Source organism: Pseudomonadota bacterium (assembly GCA_023229365.1).
In the GTDB taxonomy this organism is placed as follows: domain Bacteria; phylum Myxococcota_A; class Polyangia; order JAAYKL01; family JAAYKL01; genus JALNZK01.
Genome location: JALNZK010000002.1, coordinates 147,345 through 162,759 on the forward strand (window position 1 = coordinate 147,345; position 15,415 = coordinate 162,759).

Genomic DNA, 15,415 nt, shown 5'->3' on the forward strand with positions numbered 1-15,415 from the left:
CAAATTTCCTCAATAATAATGGCAACAGGTATGCCCCACAACCACTCTGCATGTTTGCTAACAGCGGCCAAAACAATAAACAAAATTGTAGAAGGCACCCATAGCCACCAACACCACACAAAAAACATCATAAGCAATATAAACAGCATTATTCGTCTTCCGTTGTATATGAAAAATGCGGCATTTCATCCATACTCATTAGCGACGTGAGCCGGTGCAAATATTCAAAACCAACTATCTCGTGTGCCACATGATTCATCACTTCTTTGCCACTGATAGACTTGCCGTAAATTTCCCTATATTCATCCAAATACTCATCAATCTTATTCACTATATACTCCATTTGATTCTGGGCACGTTCATCGGCAAGTTCTTGGAGCAAACCACATATCGTGGCTTCATCTATCCATGTCTGCTGCCGAAGGGTTTTTACTTTGTCTTCCAACATCAAAATCAAACGCTTTTGATGTTTCACAGTATCTTTCGACACACACCGTTCCACAGATATTATTTCATCAACAATCTCCGCAAAAGCTGTTGCCAGAGTAGGGTCCATCGCTTTCATTTCAGTTGCGGGCTTACACCACGCAGTAGCCGCTATTTCCAAAGCAAACTCGGAGGGGCGTTTAACTTCTATATTTTCATTGTCCATTATTTTGTAGTCTTTTTTTAAAAATATTCCACAAAACTCTCTTTACAAAAACAACAATTTTATCTTTGTAAAAACCATATTTATCTTTGTAATACTGGCCAGCAGCAACAACATATTTTATCAAAACTTGTTGTAATATGCCAGTTTTCCACGCCACATATTTCACCAAAGTGGAAAACTCTGCCTTCAACCATCTATCCTGATTGATGGTTAGCTTTTTACTCGTCATCGCTCACATCTCCACGACTGAAGATGCTGCCGACGTGAGCCAGAACATCCGTTGCAGATTGTTCATTATATCCATACTGTTTGATAAGACGCTGTTTGATAGCGTCAATTTTTTGTTGAATGTCGGGGTCTACTACCGAACTGCCCCGAATGTCCAAGGCACTCAATTTAATATGGTCCTTGGTGTCTTCAAAGAGCTTCATTTCCAACGCCTTTTTCAGCTTGGCATTAGAGTCCCATCGGAAAACTTTTCCTTCAATGGAAAGACTGCCGATGAAAGCAGCAATACCACGGCGGAATTCATCCACTCCCGCTTCGGGAATGTCAATCTTTTCTTCGATGCTTCTCATGAGCCGTTCGTTGGGCTCCATATCTTCGCCGGTAATTTGATTGATAACTTTGACCTTATTGATATAAGCTCGCACATTATCAATATAATTTGTGCAAAGACGGATAATGGCATCTTCGTCGCCAACAAGGGCTTTTTGGACTTCATTTTTCAAGATATCATCCAATTCCTTTCTGACGGCATCCACACATTTAATATATTTTGCCACATCCTCTTTGTTCGTGATAAGAGAGGATTGATCTAGCCCTTCCTTGATTTCATTCAAAACCATAAATTGGTTGATATAATCGTGTCGGGCAGCTAGGCAGTTGGAAATCTTATCTTGGGTATAACGGCAGGACACACCAGACATTCCTTCTGTAGGATATTTGTCCCGCAATTCCTTGACGGTATCTTCCGTATATCCAGGCAAGCTGCGGCCATCAAGCAATTTTGCTTTATCAACCAGCGATAGTTTACCCTCTTTATCATCCTGCAAGCGGGTTAGAATTGTCCACAATGCAGCGATTTCCAAAGTGTGAGGAGCAACGTGTTGCTTGACTTTTCCCGTCCCATAATAATGCTCCAAGATTGCCAACTCTTCACCCCATCGAAGCAAATAAGGAACATCGATGCGAACAGTACGATCTCTCAACGCTTCCATCGTATTATCAGATCGAAGTTTTTCAAATTCAGGATTATTAGTATGTCCAATCAAAACCGTATCAACAGAAATTTGAGCAAACTTCTTGGGCTTGATTTGTTGTTCTTGAGAGGCACCCAACAGGTCGTAGAGGAATTCTTTGGCCAACTTGAGAACTTCGATGAATTCCACTACGCCCCTGTTGCCGATGCAAAATTCGCCATCGAAATTGAACGCCCGAGGATCAGAATCTGAACCAAAATGCGGGAGTTTGGCATAATTAATGTCGCCGGTCAATTCCGTCGAATCTTGATTTTTTTCATCTTTGGGCTGGAAGGTAGCAATGCCCATACGGTCGGGCTCAGAATAAACCTTGCGAACAACACGAATGTGCTCCTTGATGACTTTGCCCCAATCACCCTCATATTTTTGCAACAACTCATTCATAAACTTTTTGCAACGAGGGTCTAATTCATTGTCGCAGCGAAGTGTATAAAGCTGCGTGCGTTCATTTTCTGGAGTGTTGTTTTTCAACACTTCATTCAAATCATCCACCACTCGCTTTCGCAATTCTAGGGGAAGCAACTTAAGTGGCTCTTCATGCATTGGGCAATCATCTTCGGGATGCGTATAAATACCATCTTTCCCCGTGGGCAAATTCACCCATTTGAAGGTATACCAAATGCCATCTTCGGTATTGCTGTAATATTCCATACCACGTTTGATGCATCGGCAAATAGTGGATTTGGAAGAACCCACAGGACCATGCAAAAGCAACACACGCTTTTCTGTACCATATCCGCCAGCAGCACCACGGATGAATTTGACCAAACTCTCAAGAGTTTCATCCAATCCGAAAATAGGAATTTCAGTATTGTCGAAGAAACAATAATGAGTGTGAGTTTTTCTGTACCGCTTGAAAGTCTTTGTGCCTTCGCTCATTATCATATCATACAATCGTTGATAAGCGGTACGAATAAGTCTGGGGGTCTTATAGCACCTTTCCAGATATTCGGCAAAACTAATTTCCTCATGAAGCACTTTGAATTGCTTCCGATCAAACAAATTGGCGAGTTGTTCTAATTTGGTGTCCATGCTTTGCTTTCACTTCCCTTTAAATAGGTTGTTTATGTTAGTATATTGTATTTCTTCACTCAAAACAAGCCCTGCTTGCAAATATTTTTTATTTGCATAAAGATAACATAAACCATTCAGAACAATATGTCAAGAAGAAAAAACATTAAAGCTGAAAAAATGGTGCTTCGCCGTGATCTTTTTCAATTTCAAGAGGCACAAAATCGCTCCTAAGTTGCATTGGCTTCTCAGCTTGATCTACTGCCAAAAGAAATTCTACAACATATTTTGCTATGTTTTCCAACCCCTCATAATTTAATTTCTCTGGAGTATCTGTAGGTTGGTGATAATTTTTATGTATGCCTGTGTGCAAATATGCCACTGGCACCCCTGCATTGCAAAAAGAGGCATTGTCAGTGGGGGCATTATCTCGATGAGTAATTGTGCTGGCAAATGGATATTTTTTAGATAAATTCTCAATCAATGTTTTTACATCGGGAGTTGGGTCATTTGGCATCAGCAAATTAAAACGCACCATTCTTTGCCAATAACCAACCATATCCATATTCAACATAAAAACATGCTTCTTTATGTCGGGATTTCCTTTGGGGAAAAGAGGATGTTGGCAATAATAATTCGATCCAATTAGCCCATACTCTTCGGCAGAATATAATTGAAAAACAACAGTGCGATTTAATTCGCTGTTTAAAAGAGTGAATGCTTTGGCAACAGCCAAAACTACCGACGTACCTGAGGCGTTATCATCAGCACTGGGGTGGTTTGGTCCTTGCCCATCGTAATGGGCACCAACAACTACCACTTCATCGTCATTTTTGCCTTTGATCGATGCCATAATATTGTTGGTTTGACGATCACCAAAAGTAAATTGTTGCAATTCAACCTCATACCCCCAAGATGTAAATATATCAGAAATATACTTACATGCTGCATCGTTCCCAGGTGTTCCAGCACCTCTGCCATCAAATTTGTTTAAATCAGACAATGTTTCAACATATTCTTTAATTTGACCTACTGTGATTGTTTGCAAAGCAACATCCACAGGTGTAGTTGGCACTGGTGGTGGTAAAGGAACAACTGTTGTGTGCCGAGTGTGATAAAAAGCATAGACAGTAGCCAAGACCAACATCAAAATCATAATGCTAAGTATTGTTCTGTCCATATTTTACCAATTATTAGGATTGAAATTTTTCCCAGAAGAAATGTCATCATGATGTATGTAAACATCTTTGCCCATATGCGACATTTTCTCTGCATTTTCCCGCTCTTGTTTTACTTTAGGCTGCATGTGCTTAAAACGATAATCATGTCCCATTTGACCATCGTTCCATTTCCTGGTGCCTTCGGGATTCACAAAAATAGCCTCTGCTCTCACTCCCGTGAATAATTTTTCTTTTTTATGTGAACCACATGTGGGACAAACTACATCTGGATATTCGTTACTTTTATTCCAAGGAGCGAATTCCTCATAATCACAATCACAATCTATACAATGAAAATCATAAAGGGGCATTTTTTTCTTTCTATTTTGAATTAATGATTTTAATCATCTTTTGCTTCTACAACCAGCTTGTTTAAATGTCGATAAACAGTGGTAATTTTTTTTAATCTATATTCTTGCGAACGGAATCGCCACCAAAAATCTCTGGCGGCCAGTGTAATCGCTGTATTGAGCAATTGGTGATGTAAATTAGTGTTTATCAAATCCACATGAGCCATACCAATATACTCGCCAGCACTTTGATCTTGTTCCATATCAAAATAACCTTCTAAATCTCTTTCGTCTTCAAACTCGTGTCCAAAATCCATCATTTGATACCCCCTTCCAAGTTTGCATATAGCTGATAGGACTTTTCCCAAAGGTTCAATAATTTCATCTCATTGATTGACATTTCAGAGGACGCAAATTTTGACACATCTTGAATTAGTCCCACTTCTCTATTTATCCACTCCGACATAACAAACTTGCCACAACCACCCGAATAATCTATAAATGTTGCCAAAACATCACTCTTTGCATCCACTGGCCCTAGTAACTGCGGATCATATTCCCGCAACACTACAACATGTGAATTGATTTTAATAACAATCTTCTTGTCAGTTTTCAAATTGTATGAATTTTCATAAAAAAAGAATTGAATATTTGCTCGTCTTGCCCATGTAAAACACTCTTTAGATGGTTCATCTTTACTTCTTTTGCAAACAACAATTACCTCTGCATTTGGCAAATTTTTTACAACAGAATACCAAGAAACAAAACCCATCCAGCTATAAATGGGTTTATTTTCACATTCTATTACAACGCACAAATCATTCCCGGTAATATCTGTCATATTTCTGCTTTGGTCTCCGCATCGACAATAACAAAATCATTAACTATATTCTGTAATCCTTGATATGTTAGATATTTTTTACAGTCCTCTAACATGTCTTTCGCCTCCTGTAGATCGTTAGTTGCCCACAATCCCACTACAGGATGAATAAGACACCTGTTGTTTCCTTTGTTAAATAATGCGTAAAACATATACACTAAGAGAGTATTTATTTGCCCATTATGCCAGCACCACGTAATTTCCATTTATTATTTGCAGAAAATGGACTATGATCGGGCTGTTTATATTTGGTGCCTAAAGATAAAGGACTAGAATCTGGAAGTTTCCATTTTCCACCACCGGAGAAACCGGGTTTGGGGGGCTCTAATGGAACACCGAGACCACGGGGAGACATGGGGCTTGTCGGCACTTTATTTTTAGTGCCTTTGACACCAGCATCTTGTTTTACCTGAGCCACATCGGCTGCTACTCCTTGTGGCAATGCCATATCAGCTTCTAACCAAGACCTGAAGCTCATTTCTTTTTCATCTTTTTGCCATTGGCATTTTGATTAAATTTAGTAGCTGCATTTGCCACCTTAGCCGCCGCATCAGAATCACCTGTGGATTGGGCAGCTATAGATTTTTGAGCTAATATTTTCTTTGCGTCTGCCTCTGGATTTGTGCCTTGCTTAAGAGCATTCTGCGTAGCTAATGCCAAATCATTGGCTAAATCATCTTTTCCAGTCTGTTCACACCATTGTTTATATGTTTTCATATCTTATCTATGTAGATTTTTTAATTTTTTCCACTATATTTGTTGTTGCATAACCTTCCACTCTTGGAAAAACAACCACTTCTTTAGCCACATCCGATCCCACAATATAGGGCCAAGTATTGTCCTTTACCAAAACATCGGGTTTAATTTGAGCATAAATATCATGTAGCTCATCATTACTATTAAAAGGCATCACAAAATCTACGCATTCCAATGCTGCCAGCATTCGCATCCTGGCTTGCAAATCATTTACAGGTCTGCCTTCGCCCTTAAATCTCTTTACTTGCTCATCCGTATCCACAAGCACAAGCAATTTATCTCCTTTCGATTTGGCAAATTTAAGAATTTCCATATGTCCAAAATGCAAAATATCAAAACACCCATTAGTAACCGCCAGTTTGTATGGCCTATTGTTTAAACACTGTATATCGATCATTTTGCTGCCTACAGGATCAATACGTGCATATACCTCTTGTAAACAAATGGGTTCATTATATTTCTTGCCAACATAGACTGCTCCTGCCTCGTAAGCTATTTGCACAGCATCCACAATATCTAAAGCATGGGCCATCGCTAATCCAAGAACAGAAATAAAACAATCACCAGCCCCAATAACAGATGCACAGTCCGAGCTATATGGAGAATGATAATCAAAATATTTTTCCATTACTTTGCCATAAACGCCATCACCACCATGAGTAATAACAACCGCCATACAACCCAATTGCCGCTGAAAGAAATCGCATTGATTTTGCCAATGCACAGAAGGAATATGACTTAATTCTTCTGCTTCTTTAGCATTGGGCTTAAATATTGTGCAACCATTCCAAAGGCAAAGCGGTCCTTTTTTCGGATCAATTATGCTAATTGTGTCTCGTTCTTTTTTGAACCATTGAGTTTTATTAGCCCCTGATAAGACTCCCTTGTTGTAATCAGCATATATTGTCACAGCAACATCGGATACTTCATCATAGGCTGCAAGTAAATCCTTTTGATATTCCACAATATCTTGCAATCCATAATTTGGCACCTCGATATCCCAACGACTAAGGGGGAAATTATCTTGATAGAATCTTCTTTTACGTGGAATAAAAGAAGGCGAAGATAAAGTCTCACATCCACTAATATCAACACCAATGGATTGATAAAGTGGACGACTTTCTATATCCAAAAATCCAAAGAGTTTAACATCCGTGTTAAAATATTTAAATTGATTTGCTAGATTTCCAGCACCACCAGGAACAACTACATCTGGTCTTTCATTAGTGCCCAGCATCCTTACAATAGGAAACTCGGGAGAGAGTTTATCTGCAACGACGTTGTAGTATTCGTCAAGGAGACAATCACCTATGACAACAATTGTTGGTCGATATTTATTGACCCTTCTAATTAGTGTTTTTAATGCTTCCATGCATTAAAAGAGTTTCATCATAAAAAATTCTAAGGCACACACCGATTTTTACGAGCGGCCAAAATTTTCTTGAGTCGCCGCATCAAAAGCTTGGCTTTCTTTGGTGGCATATAACCAATGTCAATGTAAAAAATACGTTTTTGTTGCATATTAAATTCCAGTGCAAAGAACAGCCTCGGCAATGTGAATACCTTCATCCAAAGTATGAACATGAAACCCAATACACTCTTGAATAATAGGATGTTCGTGAACATTCCCCTCTTTTTCCATCACGAGAACAATAGGTTTTCGCAACATATCAGCCCAGGCAATTTCCATACAAGTGCCGATGGAAACCTTTGTGGCACCCAATAGATTGACAAAAAGCATGTCACAAGCCATTACTGAGTAACGGTCTCGGCAAGTAATTCCCTTGCGGCAACTCAATGGAATTCCCTCATAAGATAGGCCAATTACCTTTTCCTTTTCTAGGTATTGTTTTCCACGCATTGGTGAAACAGCAACAATATACTCAGGCAATTGATCTGAAACATATTCCCGCCAACCAACAGAATCGCCATAAGTCAATCCAGTAATCGGCCCCGCCAAATAGAGCTTACGTCTGTTCATTTTTAATCCTTCACTAACTGTCCATCGGGTTTAATTCTTTTCCATCCATCTTCAAACTTATGAAAAAACTTAACATAATTCAGGGGCAGAGCTAAAAACAATTCATTTTGGGTTCGTTGTCCATTTACCTTGTTGAAAGTAGCCTTGCGACGTGTGTGGTTTCTTTCCTTGGCATGTCTTAAATCCTCTCCCTGAATTACAGCGATTGTATCTTGGTGATGATTTGACATAATAAAAACATCACACTGAGTATCGGCTTTTCTTCCTCCAACGTCCACAGTCGTGTAACTCAACCAAGCCCCAGAAACATTCCACACATCTTTGACCTCGGCTTCCACCTTTAACAGCTTGCCACTTTCCATACAATAACTATTGTCAAATTCTTTAAATCTTTCCGGTTGTTCTTCCAGTGGAATTGTGGGATGTGCCAGCCCTGTGCTGGTCAAAAAGTCTAAAGCCACCATTTTTCCTTGTTTGTCATAAATTTGTTTTAATATAGCAGCATACGGTTTACTATTATCACTCATAAATTTTCCTTTCTATAAATTTTATTCAGATTGGAGATAAACTCTCCTTCCAAAATCTGATTCTTCTTTCACTTTCCAATCCTGATGCCAATACGGCTTGAACGGATCAGGCACAACTAATAATCTTATGGGAGCGTCTCCCCACACAGGGTTCCAACTAGTATAGCCCATAAAATCATCAAATAGTATATCAATTTTTAATTCTTTTAACAATACAGCTTTGCACAACTCTCCATATTTTGCATAATCTGCACAGTAGATGTGGTCAGAAGCTACCGATATATCATTCATTTGCAGCATTTCTTCCACATAAGCCTTATCATGCATATCTGTGATGATGAAGACTTCGCATGTTGTGTTATTTATCAGTTCTTTGAATTGATCTGGGTATTTGCTAATTACACCACCGATATCAAGGGCAAGTTTCATTTTCTTTGAACAATGTGTGGAAATTTTCTTCTACAAGCTTTCGAGCCTCTTCTGTCCATGTTCTTTTTCTAACCACCTTTCGTCCATTCTATATTCTAAACTATTTAACATATTAATCCTTCCATTCATAAAGTCTTATTTTTGCAAAACCTTCTTCTATCGTAGGTTTTTGCCAATCTTTTATGTGTCGCTCTGCAACCCATAACCAATATGCGTAATCATGCCCTCTATTATCGCTATTGGTTCTAAGGGCGGCGTGTTCCTCGGGACTCCACAAAGGAAACTCTATGGCCCAAATGGGAACATCCAAACAACTGGCTAAGGCGACCCATCTCTTCCTGCTTCTAATTGTGACATTGACACCACGATCAACAATCACATTGCGGCCCATAGCAACGGCAATGTGCAGAATATGATCCTCCACAGATTTATACAAAGGCTTCAGAGCCTCTTCATAAAGTTTATAATTGCCGCCATGTACTGCATCGACTATAGCATCGTCACTAACAACAACCCAACCTTCCTTGGCTCGTTGATTAGTGTATGTGCTTTTACCAGACGCTATTGTACCCACTAATACTTCTATCATTTCTCCTCCCATGTCGCATGTGCCCTAAATTCATCTAAATTCTTGGCATTAAAATAACTCATTGAGCTACGCAGCCCATCAGAGAAACGAGTAACCAAATCTTCCAAAGACTCGCCTTCATACTCCAAAAATCTAACCCTGCCTTCAATATATTTCGGATTATTGCGGTATTCTTTTTGAATTTCAAAAGACGCTGAGCCATGATAAACTTTTACAAACTTGCCGTCTTGTTTTACAAGCTCAGCGGGGCTATCAGAAGTAGCCGCAATGCAACTGCCCAACATTACCATATCTGCCCCTACCGCTATGGCCTTACACATATCTCGGGGCTCTTGAATGCCGCCATCAGCTATCAATAATGCATTCTTCTTGACAGAAGCACATTCCATAATACTGGATACCATTCCATAAGAAATACCTGTTGCATTTTTGGTAGTACAAGCTGCCCCGCCCGCAATACCTACTCGAATAGCTATAACATGTGGCAAAGAATCCAGCCATTGATAGCATTCCTTGGAAGCAACATTACCCACAATAAAACCTATTTCATCAACCGACATTCCATGCCCAAGCGACTCTATGACTTTGGCTAGTTTGGCATTTGCTCCATTGGCAGTATCAATACAAAATATTTTACAACCCACCTCACGTAATGCATGAAACCTTTCTACAGAATCCCCATTAATACCTATGGCACACGCAGAGCCATGCATATTATCTGATTGTCTTGAGTGTTTCCAACACTCAATTTGTTCATTGATTGGCATGAAACGATGAATAATTCCCATGCCACCTAATCTTTCCATTCTAAAAGCAACCGTCCCGTCACAAACATCTTTCATTGGAGCAGCAACAATAGGCACAGACATAGCCCGAACCTTGGTGCTTATATCATCTCTTGATTCAATATTAGATACCACTCTCGGCACTAATGTAATATCATCAAATCCTAAACTTCTCATATAATTCTTCTTTTCTTTTCGACAACACAACCTTGAATAGGATATCTAAAAGCCCATTGCATCGGGCGACAATTGCTACATGCGGCGTAGGCAGGTATCAATCTCAAACAAATAAATTGATTATTGTCAAATTCACTGCCTATTTGCCAACCAAAACATCTAAGAATTGGATTAAATAATACCTTCAACAAACTGCGATGATTGATTACTTTGTCATCTTTCCAAATAATACCGAGATTAAGCTGCTGCATTTTTTACACAATCCCAAAGCACCCACTTGTCATCAATGAGCTTAAATGTTGTTAAATCCTTGCCAAAAGTAGATGAAAGAGGCGGTATAAACATGGATACCTTTGGCGATCTATCTCTATCATCTGGGAACTTTGTAATCTGAACACCCCATTCTTTAGGAAGATTTTCAGGAAACACAGTCCATCTTTCTTTCTTCTTTTGAATCCATTCTAATTTAGTTTGTATGTTTTCCAAATATTCTAAGCACCTACAATAGGAATACCATATAATCTCAAACTTAATTAAATGTATCCAAGGCCCAGTTTGATAAGCATGCCAATCATACTTGTGGGTAAAATCTCTGCCTTTTTTAATTTTATCAAGATCAAGCAAATCCAAAAACCTATACACACCTTGTGAAAGAACCTGATGTATATCTGTGCCATCCTGCCTATTGTGAATAGAAATCCATTGATCTACAACACCTCGATACACAGCATCTAATTTATCTTTTCTATCCACCAACGGTGTTGCTAGCTCTGCCTTACCATTAAATTGAAAATCATTAATCACACCAAATAAAATATCTTGATAAGGTTTTGTCGCATTAAACGCCTCTCCCGATGATATCTCATTTAAATGCACTATTCTTTTATTCATCCTGTTTCCTCCCATAAACAACCACAAACACTACAACGATATTGTGGGTAATTATTACCATTCATATAGTCCAGTATGGAGATTTTTGCCTCCCTGATGGACCTGCCGACAGTTTTGCACTTCGGGCATTCCCTGTTTTTCCAGCCTACATCTATTATTTTTACTTTGTTTCCTTTGTCCATCGCTCCACCACAAATCCTTCATATTCCTCTATAATTTCTCTGTCCCACATATGTGGAAATTCTGGAAAGAAAGTGTCGCCTTCATATTTGCCAGGAATTTGGCTCACCAGCATTTCGTCCACTAAATCTAGCTCCAGAGCTTGTTTATAAATACTTGCTCCACCGCAAATAAAAATCCCTCTCTCTGGATAGTTCTGACGTGCAAAATCAACAGCTTCTTTCACACCAGCAATAAACACTACCTGGGTGCCAAACATTTCGTTCACCTTGCCCAACTTTACTCGCCTCAAACACTGTTCGCCATCAATCGAGCAAGAATATTTGGTGTATCCTGATTCGCCCTCAGGGGCGACAACAATATTGACTCGATATAAAAGTGGCTTGAAAGGCAAATTCTCATAGGTGGTCAAACCAAAGATTACTGTCTGCCCACTGGTTCTTTCCTTAAACAATTTAAGGTCTCTTGGAACTTTCCAAGGCAACCCATTCTTGCTGCCAATTAAACGATTTGATTCTTCTGCCCAAGCTACTAATAATGTCGTTTTCATGTAAATAATAGTAATTGTTGTAATCTATGTGGTCTGTTTTTGAATTTTTTATAATACTCTTTGTCGGCCTCTATGGCAAAGAAATGCCGATTGGTTTGCCGAGCCGCCAATGCTGACGTACCACTTCCGGCGAATAGATCGCAAATCAAATCGCCTTCATTCGTGGTGAGTTGAATGATCTGCCGAGCCAGAGCCAGAGGTTTCTGCGTGGGGAATCCTTCCTTCTCTTTGTCGCTAAGTTTGAACTCCCAATCTGGCCCTATTTCCTCAATTCTCTTACGAATGACATCGCCGCCATTCCTTTTCACCACTATTGGATTGAGAGCGGCCTTGCCCTTGGAGAAATATAGGATAGGCTCCCAGGATCGTTTCATTGCCCCTTTTAAATCTCCACCAACGGAAAATAGCTTTCGCCAAGCAATTGTGCCTTTGTAGGTAAACCCACAATCTTCAAAGCAATGAGCATGCTTCATTACAACATGCTCCATATCCCCATGTATGAACATAAATGAATTTGGCTTTAAAACACGATAACACTCGGCGGCCAAAACATTCCAATCAATACCCTTGCCATCATCCCCCAGAATGTGTTTATCAAACTTAGACTTGCTAACACCGGCTTTGTTCCATTTTTTATCCCCAGGAATATTGCTTTTATAACTACATCCATAGGGTGGATCAAAATACATTAAATTAAATGCATCAGAGGGCACTTCTTTTATTATATCTTCCCAACGACCTAATACAAATTGATCTATAATTTTCATAACCATAATAATATCATAATTAGTAAAATAATTCAATAGCAAAGAAAAAGGACTCACACCCTTGCGAATGTGAGTCCCCACTTTTACAAAAGACCACGCTTTTGTTTCTTTACACGCCTTTCTTCACCAAATCCAAAAGGTCTTCTCTTTGGTAGGTGGTGGAAACAAGCATATGCTCGGGCATACGCTTGCGAAGGCGACGACCACATTGTTTAATCTGGGCGATCTTGTCCTTGCGGAACGACTTGATGGGGGCTTCCTTGTAATCACGCACATCTATGCCAGAGCGTAATTCATAACCCTTGACAACATCTGTAGTGTCATCAATAACCAACACTGTTCTGCGGACGGGGTGCGAGTGATTACCTTTGTAATAAAACCTCGCAACAGGCAAATCTTTTACGACATCGTATTCTTGCATAACACACCTCAAATAAAAAAGGATCAATTGATTGATTTACTTAACTTATCAAATTGAATAACAATTGTCAAGATGATTTTGGTGGCGGGCAATAGAAAATAATTTCATGCGACTCCTTCACAAAATCTGCATCTCCTCTCTCTATTCTATTTTTGCCCATGCGAGTTTCTCCCTGACCCATCGTGTATTGCCAAACAGGACAGCTACTATCATATCCTTTGTATAATTCTCTTATTTTTGGACAATCATTATAAGATAACACAAAGCCTCCCTTGTGATTTTTTAAACATTCGGCTAATAGGTCATGTTTAAATCCCTCATGATGTATTGGAATATTACGCATTGGATAAATTCCCTTAAACATTTTGGAGTCCTCTCCAATGTAATATGGAGGATCACAATAAAAGAAATCATTTGGATGCTTTTTAAATACATCTGCAAAATCTGCACACTCAACCCTCAATTTTCCTGGGCTGAATTCTTGCACCATCTTAAGCATTGATGTATATTTCTTTTCATTTAGATAAATTTTACCTGACCAGCCCAAAAACCCTGGCCCGTAAGATAAATTAAAATTAAAGAAATAATGAACAGCTAAATCAATCCCCTCTAATTTTTGTTTTCTATCCCACTCTTTTTGCATATTTTCTTCTGCCAATGATTTATATCGCTTAAATCTATGACAAGCCTTACTCCAGCTTTCAAAATTCTTGGTTGTCTTGTCCCAATGATCTTCTAATCTGTCCTTAACCTCATCATATGTTTTTTGATCGGGTTTTAACTTTTTGAGTTCTTGATACATAGCCTCGGGCTGCTCTATTTGATACTTCCAATAATTGACCAATATATCAAAAATATCATACCCAATTACTTCTACGCCTACATCCTTGCTCATTGCTATTTCAACAGAGCCGCCTCCAAAGAAAGGCGACACCACTCGTTCCACTCCTTCTGGCACTAATTCAAGCACATGTCCAACACCCAAACTTTTGCCGCCTGCATATCTGATGGGCGAATTTACCACTCGTTTGTATTTTTGGTTTGTAATACTTTTTAAGAAATTAATTCTACGCTCTGTTGTATTCATTATTATATTTCTCCATTATTTATTTTTGTTTTATCAGTCAATGGCTTTGTAATTAAATCATGAAACTTTTCACGAATATTGGTAGGCCATGCTTTGTGTCTTTCTTGAAAATTCCATTCTGGATAGTCGCCCTCTATTTCTTTAAACTGACATTTGCACTTATCTTCCATTTCCTTATAGGCATGTATCTCTTGGCTTTCCTCAGAATAAAGACCTTTTACAGGTGCCATTACGCCATCGGCAGTAATTGTGTAAATTTCTACTTTTTTCCCTTCTGTCAAGCATTCCTTAATCAAATATGCTACACCAAACGACCTAATACTCGGCTTGCCCTGCATGCCTGCTTTTTGATAAAAAGAGAGAGTAAACTTTATTCCACCCTTGCATTGAGACCCACCTATTTTTACAATTCTTCCATCAACAACAATCAAATACACTCTTGCATTATCTCTGGTGTCTAAATTTTCGTTATAAATAAATTTTGGGAAGCCATCTGTGTCCAAAATCGCATTAGCAATCTTTGTTGCATTTGTTGCTTCTTGTATGTTAAATGTCCTAAAAACTACATTCACCAATTTTTTTTGTTCTTTTTTTACCTGCTTCGGTTGCGATGATTTTGTATAAAACACATGCCCACACTTACAAGATGAGCATTTGCTTCCTATGATTTCCTCACAACTCGGGCATCTCTTTTGCCCCCTTCCCGGCCTTTTATATCCTTGATTAAAATCAAATTCTATTTGTGCTACATTCATGTTTTCCTCAGGGTTTATGGGATTTATATTAAACACCATAATACACAAAAGAAAACAAATAGTCAAATGCAATTTAATTATGATTTCCCTCCATTAAATTCTTTATCTCCGAAATGCGGAACCTCCTGTGATTTCCGGGTGTCCGCACGCAGTTTATTTTTTTGTCCTTCTCCCAATTTCTTAATGTCATGACAGAAACTCCCAA

The 15,415-nt window shown here is 38.9% G+C and carries 23 protein-coding genes; all 23 read right to left on the reverse strand.

Annotated elements, in window-relative coordinates:
• Window positions 1–148: 148 nt before the first annotated feature.
• Window positions 149–652, reverse strand: coding sequence for a hypothetical protein (locus M0R80_01960; protein MCK9458391.1), 504 nt, complete (start codon window positions 650–652; stop codon window positions 149–151).
• The gene (locus M0R80_01965) at window positions 642–881 is read right to left on the reverse strand and encodes a hypothetical protein (GenBank protein ID MCK9458392.1); all 240 of its coding nucleotides are present in this window, start codon (window positions 879–881) and stop codon (window positions 642–644) included. The genes M0R80_01960 and M0R80_01965 overlap by 11 nt, the downstream gene beginning before the upstream one ends.
• Window positions 871–2,946 carry a serine protein kinase gene (locus M0R80_01970; protein ID MCK9458393.1) on the reverse strand — a complete coding sequence of 692 codons (2,076 nt, stop codon included), beginning with the start codon at window positions 2,944–2,946 and terminating at the stop codon, window positions 871–873. The genes M0R80_01965 and M0R80_01970 overlap by 11 nt, the downstream gene beginning before the upstream one ends.
• Before the next feature lie 145 nt (window positions 2,947–3,091).
• A complete protein-coding gene (locus M0R80_01975; protein MCK9458394.1) occupies window positions 3,092–4,105 on the reverse strand; it encodes a M28 family peptidase in 1,014 nt (337 codons plus the stop codon).
• A 3-nt stretch (window positions 4,106–4,108) separates the two neighbouring features.
• Entirely contained in the window at window positions 4,109–4,456 is a 348-nt protein-coding gene (locus M0R80_01980; GenBank protein ID MCK9458395.1) for a zinc ribbon domain-containing protein, read from the reverse strand.
• A gap of 29 nt (window positions 4,457–4,485) precedes the next feature.
• Window positions 4,486–4,755, reverse strand: a complete 270-nt coding sequence (locus tag M0R80_01985) for a hypothetical protein (GenBank protein MCK9458396.1) — start codon at window positions 4,753–4,755, stop codon at window positions 4,486–4,488.
• Window positions 4,752–5,276 (reverse strand): hypothetical protein, encoded by a 525-nt coding sequence (locus M0R80_01990; protein ID MCK9458397.1) that lies wholly within the window; start codon window positions 5,274–5,276, stop codon window positions 4,752–4,754. Before M0R80_01990 ends, M0R80_01985 begins: the two co-directional genes overlap by 4 nt.
• Window positions 5,277–5,484: 208 nt before the next feature.
• Entirely contained in the window at window positions 5,485–5,793 is a 309-nt protein-coding gene (locus M0R80_01995; GenBank protein MCK9458398.1) for a hypothetical protein, read from the reverse strand.
• Window positions 5,790–6,032, reverse strand: a complete 243-nt coding sequence (locus M0R80_02000; GenBank protein MCK9458399.1) for a hypothetical protein — start codon at window positions 6,030–6,032, stop codon at window positions 5,790–5,792. The genes M0R80_01995 and M0R80_02000 overlap by 4 nt, the downstream gene beginning before the upstream one ends.
• A 7-nt stretch (window positions 6,033–6,039) precedes the next feature.
• The gene (locus M0R80_02005) at window positions 6,040–7,443 is read right to left on the reverse strand and encodes a PfkB family carbohydrate kinase (GenBank protein ID MCK9458400.1); all 1,404 of its coding nucleotides are present in this window, start codon (window positions 7,441–7,443) and stop codon (window positions 6,040–6,042) included.
• A 150-nt stretch (window positions 7,444–7,593) separates the two neighbouring features.
• A complete protein-coding gene (locus M0R80_02010) occupies window positions 7,594–8,052 on the reverse strand; it encodes a nucleoside 2-deoxyribosyltransferase (protein MCK9458401.1) in 459 nt (152 codons plus the stop codon).
• A gap of 2 nt (window positions 8,053–8,054) precedes the next feature.
• Complete coding sequence (locus M0R80_02015; protein MCK9458402.1) at window positions 8,055–8,579, reverse strand: hypothetical protein; 525 nt, start codon at window positions 8,577–8,579, stop codon at window positions 8,055–8,057.
• Window positions 8,580–8,600: 21 nt separating this feature from the next.
• On the reverse strand, window positions 8,601–9,008 hold the full coding sequence (locus M0R80_02020) for a hypothetical protein (protein ID MCK9458403.1): 408 nt from the start codon (window positions 9,006–9,008) through the stop codon (window positions 8,601–8,603).
• A 112-nt stretch (window positions 9,009–9,120) separates the two neighbouring features.
• On the reverse strand, window positions 9,121–9,597 hold the full coding sequence (locus tag M0R80_02025; protein ID MCK9458404.1) for an ATP-binding protein: 477 nt from the start codon (window positions 9,595–9,597) through the stop codon (window positions 9,121–9,123).
• The gene (locus M0R80_02030; protein MCK9458405.1) at window positions 9,594–10,559 is read right to left on the reverse strand and encodes an IMP dehydrogenase; all 966 of its coding nucleotides are present in this window, start codon (window positions 10,557–10,559) and stop codon (window positions 9,594–9,596) included. Before M0R80_02030 ends, M0R80_02025 begins: the two co-directional genes overlap by 4 nt.
• Complete coding sequence (locus M0R80_02035; GenBank protein ID MCK9458406.1) at window positions 10,556–10,810, reverse strand: hypothetical protein; 255 nt, start codon at window positions 10,808–10,810, stop codon at window positions 10,556–10,558. Before M0R80_02035 ends, M0R80_02030 begins: the two co-directional genes overlap by 4 nt.
• Window positions 10,797–11,450: a hypothetical protein gene (locus M0R80_02040; protein ID MCK9458407.1), complete on the reverse strand. Its 654-nt coding sequence runs from the start codon at window positions 11,448–11,450 to the stop codon at window positions 10,797–10,799. Before M0R80_02040 ends, M0R80_02035 begins: the two co-directional genes overlap by 14 nt.
• Window positions 11,447–11,632: a hypothetical protein gene (locus M0R80_02045; protein MCK9458408.1), complete on the reverse strand. Its 186-nt coding sequence runs from the start codon at window positions 11,630–11,632 to the stop codon at window positions 11,447–11,449. Before M0R80_02045 ends, M0R80_02040 begins: the two co-directional genes overlap by 4 nt.
• Window positions 11,611–12,180, reverse strand: coding sequence for a dihydrofolate reductase (locus tag M0R80_02050; GenBank protein ID MCK9458409.1), 570 nt, complete (start codon window positions 12,178–12,180; stop codon window positions 11,611–11,613). Before M0R80_02050 ends, M0R80_02045 begins: the two co-directional genes overlap by 22 nt.
• On the reverse strand, window positions 12,177–12,953 hold the full coding sequence (locus M0R80_02055) for a site-specific DNA-methyltransferase (GenBank protein ID MCK9458410.1): 777 nt from the start codon (window positions 12,951–12,953) through the stop codon (window positions 12,177–12,179). Before M0R80_02055 ends, M0R80_02050 begins: the two co-directional genes overlap by 4 nt.
• 103 nt (window positions 12,954–13,056) lie before the next feature.
• Complete coding sequence (locus M0R80_02060) at window positions 13,057–13,368, reverse strand: hypothetical protein (GenBank protein ID MCK9458411.1); 312 nt, start codon at window positions 13,366–13,368, stop codon at window positions 13,057–13,059.
• A 67-nt stretch (window positions 13,369–13,435) separates the two neighbouring features.
• Window positions 13,436–14,455: a DNA adenine methylase gene (locus tag M0R80_02065; GenBank protein ID MCK9458412.1), complete on the reverse strand. Its 1,020-nt coding sequence runs from the start codon at window positions 14,453–14,455 to the stop codon at window positions 13,436–13,438.
• A gap of 2 nt (window positions 14,456–14,457) precedes the next feature.
• The gene (locus M0R80_02070; GenBank protein MCK9458413.1) at window positions 14,458–15,210 is read right to left on the reverse strand and encodes a hypothetical protein; all 753 of its coding nucleotides are present in this window, start codon (window positions 15,208–15,210) and stop codon (window positions 14,458–14,460) included.
• Window positions 15,211–15,415 lie beyond the last annotated feature (205 nt).

Coding starts and splice junctions, on each gene's coding strand:
- M0R80_01960 (MCK9458391.1), bottom strand. CDS start 652: ATGGACAATGAAAATATAGAAGTTAAACGCCCCTCCGAGTTTGCTTTG.
- M0R80_01965 (MCK9458392.1), bottom strand. CDS start 881: ATGACGAGTAAAAAGCTAACCATCAATCAGGATAGATGGTTGAAGGCA.
- M0R80_01970 (MCK9458393.1), bottom strand. CDS start 2,946: ATGGACACCAAATTAGAACAACTCGCCAATTTGTTTGATCGGAAGCAA.
- M0R80_01975 (MCK9458394.1), bottom strand. CDS start 4,105: ATGGACAGAACAATACTTAGCATTATGATTTTGATGTTGGTCTTGGCT.
- M0R80_01980 (MCK9458395.1), bottom strand. CDS start 4,456: ATGCCCCTTTATGATTTTCATTGTATAGATTGTGATTGTGATTATGAG.
- M0R80_01985 (MCK9458396.1), bottom strand. CDS start 4,755: ATGATGGATTTTGGACACGAGTTTGAAGACGAAAGAGATTTAGAAGGT.
- M0R80_01990 (MCK9458397.1), bottom strand. CDS start 5,276: ATGACAGATATTACCGGGAATGATTTGTGCGTTGTAATAGAATGTGAA.
- M0R80_01995 (MCK9458398.1), bottom strand. CDS start 5,793: ATGAGCTTCAGGTCTTGGTTAGAAGCTGATATGGCATTGCCACAAGGA.
- M0R80_02000 (MCK9458399.1), bottom strand. CDS start 6,032: ATGAAAACATATAAACAATGGTGTGAACAGACTGGAAAAGATGATTTA.
- M0R80_02005 (MCK9458400.1), bottom strand. CDS start 7,443: ATGGAAGCATTAAAAACACTAATTAGAAGGGTCAATAAATATCGACCA.
- M0R80_02010 (MCK9458401.1), bottom strand. CDS start 8,052: ATGAACAGACGTAAGCTCTATTTGGCGGGGCCGATTACTGGATTGACT.
- M0R80_02015 (MCK9458402.1), bottom strand. CDS start 8,579: ATGAGTGATAATAGTAAACCGTATGCTGCTATATTAAAACAAATTTAT.
- M0R80_02020 (MCK9458403.1), bottom strand. CDS start 9,008: ATGAAACTTGCCCTTGATATCGGTGGTGTAATTAGCAAATACCCAGAT.
- M0R80_02025 (MCK9458404.1), bottom strand. CDS start 9,597: ATGATAGAAGTATTAGTGGGTACAATAGCGTCTGGTAAAAGCACATAC.
- M0R80_02030 (MCK9458405.1), bottom strand. CDS start 10,559: ATGAGAAGTTTAGGATTTGATGATATTACATTAGTGCCGAGAGTGGTA.
- M0R80_02035 (MCK9458406.1), bottom strand. CDS start 10,810: ATGCAGCAGCTTAATCTCGGTATTATTTGGAAAGATGACAAAGTAATC.
- M0R80_02040 (MCK9458407.1), bottom strand. CDS start 11,450: ATGAATAAAAGAATAGTGCATTTAAATGAGATATCATCGGGAGAGGCG.
- M0R80_02045 (MCK9458408.1), bottom strand. CDS start 11,632: ATGGACAAAGGAAACAAAGTAAAAATAATAGATGTAGGCTGGAAAAAC.
- M0R80_02050 (MCK9458409.1), bottom strand. CDS start 12,180: ATGAAAACGACATTATTAGTAGCTTGGGCAGAAGAATCAAATCGTTTA.
- M0R80_02055 (MCK9458410.1), bottom strand. CDS start 12,953: ATGGTTATGAAAATTATAGATCAATTTGTATTAGGTCGTTGGGAAGAT.
- M0R80_02060 (MCK9458411.1), bottom strand. CDS start 13,368: ATGCAAGAATACGATGTCGTAAAAGATTTGCCTGTTGCGAGGTTTTAT.
- M0R80_02065 (MCK9458412.1), bottom strand. CDS start 14,455: ATGAATACAACAGAGCGTAGAATTAATTTCTTAAAAAGTATTACAAAC.
- M0R80_02070 (MCK9458413.1), bottom strand. CDS start 15,210: ATGAATGTAGCACAAATAGAATTTGATTTTAATCAAGGATATAAAAGG.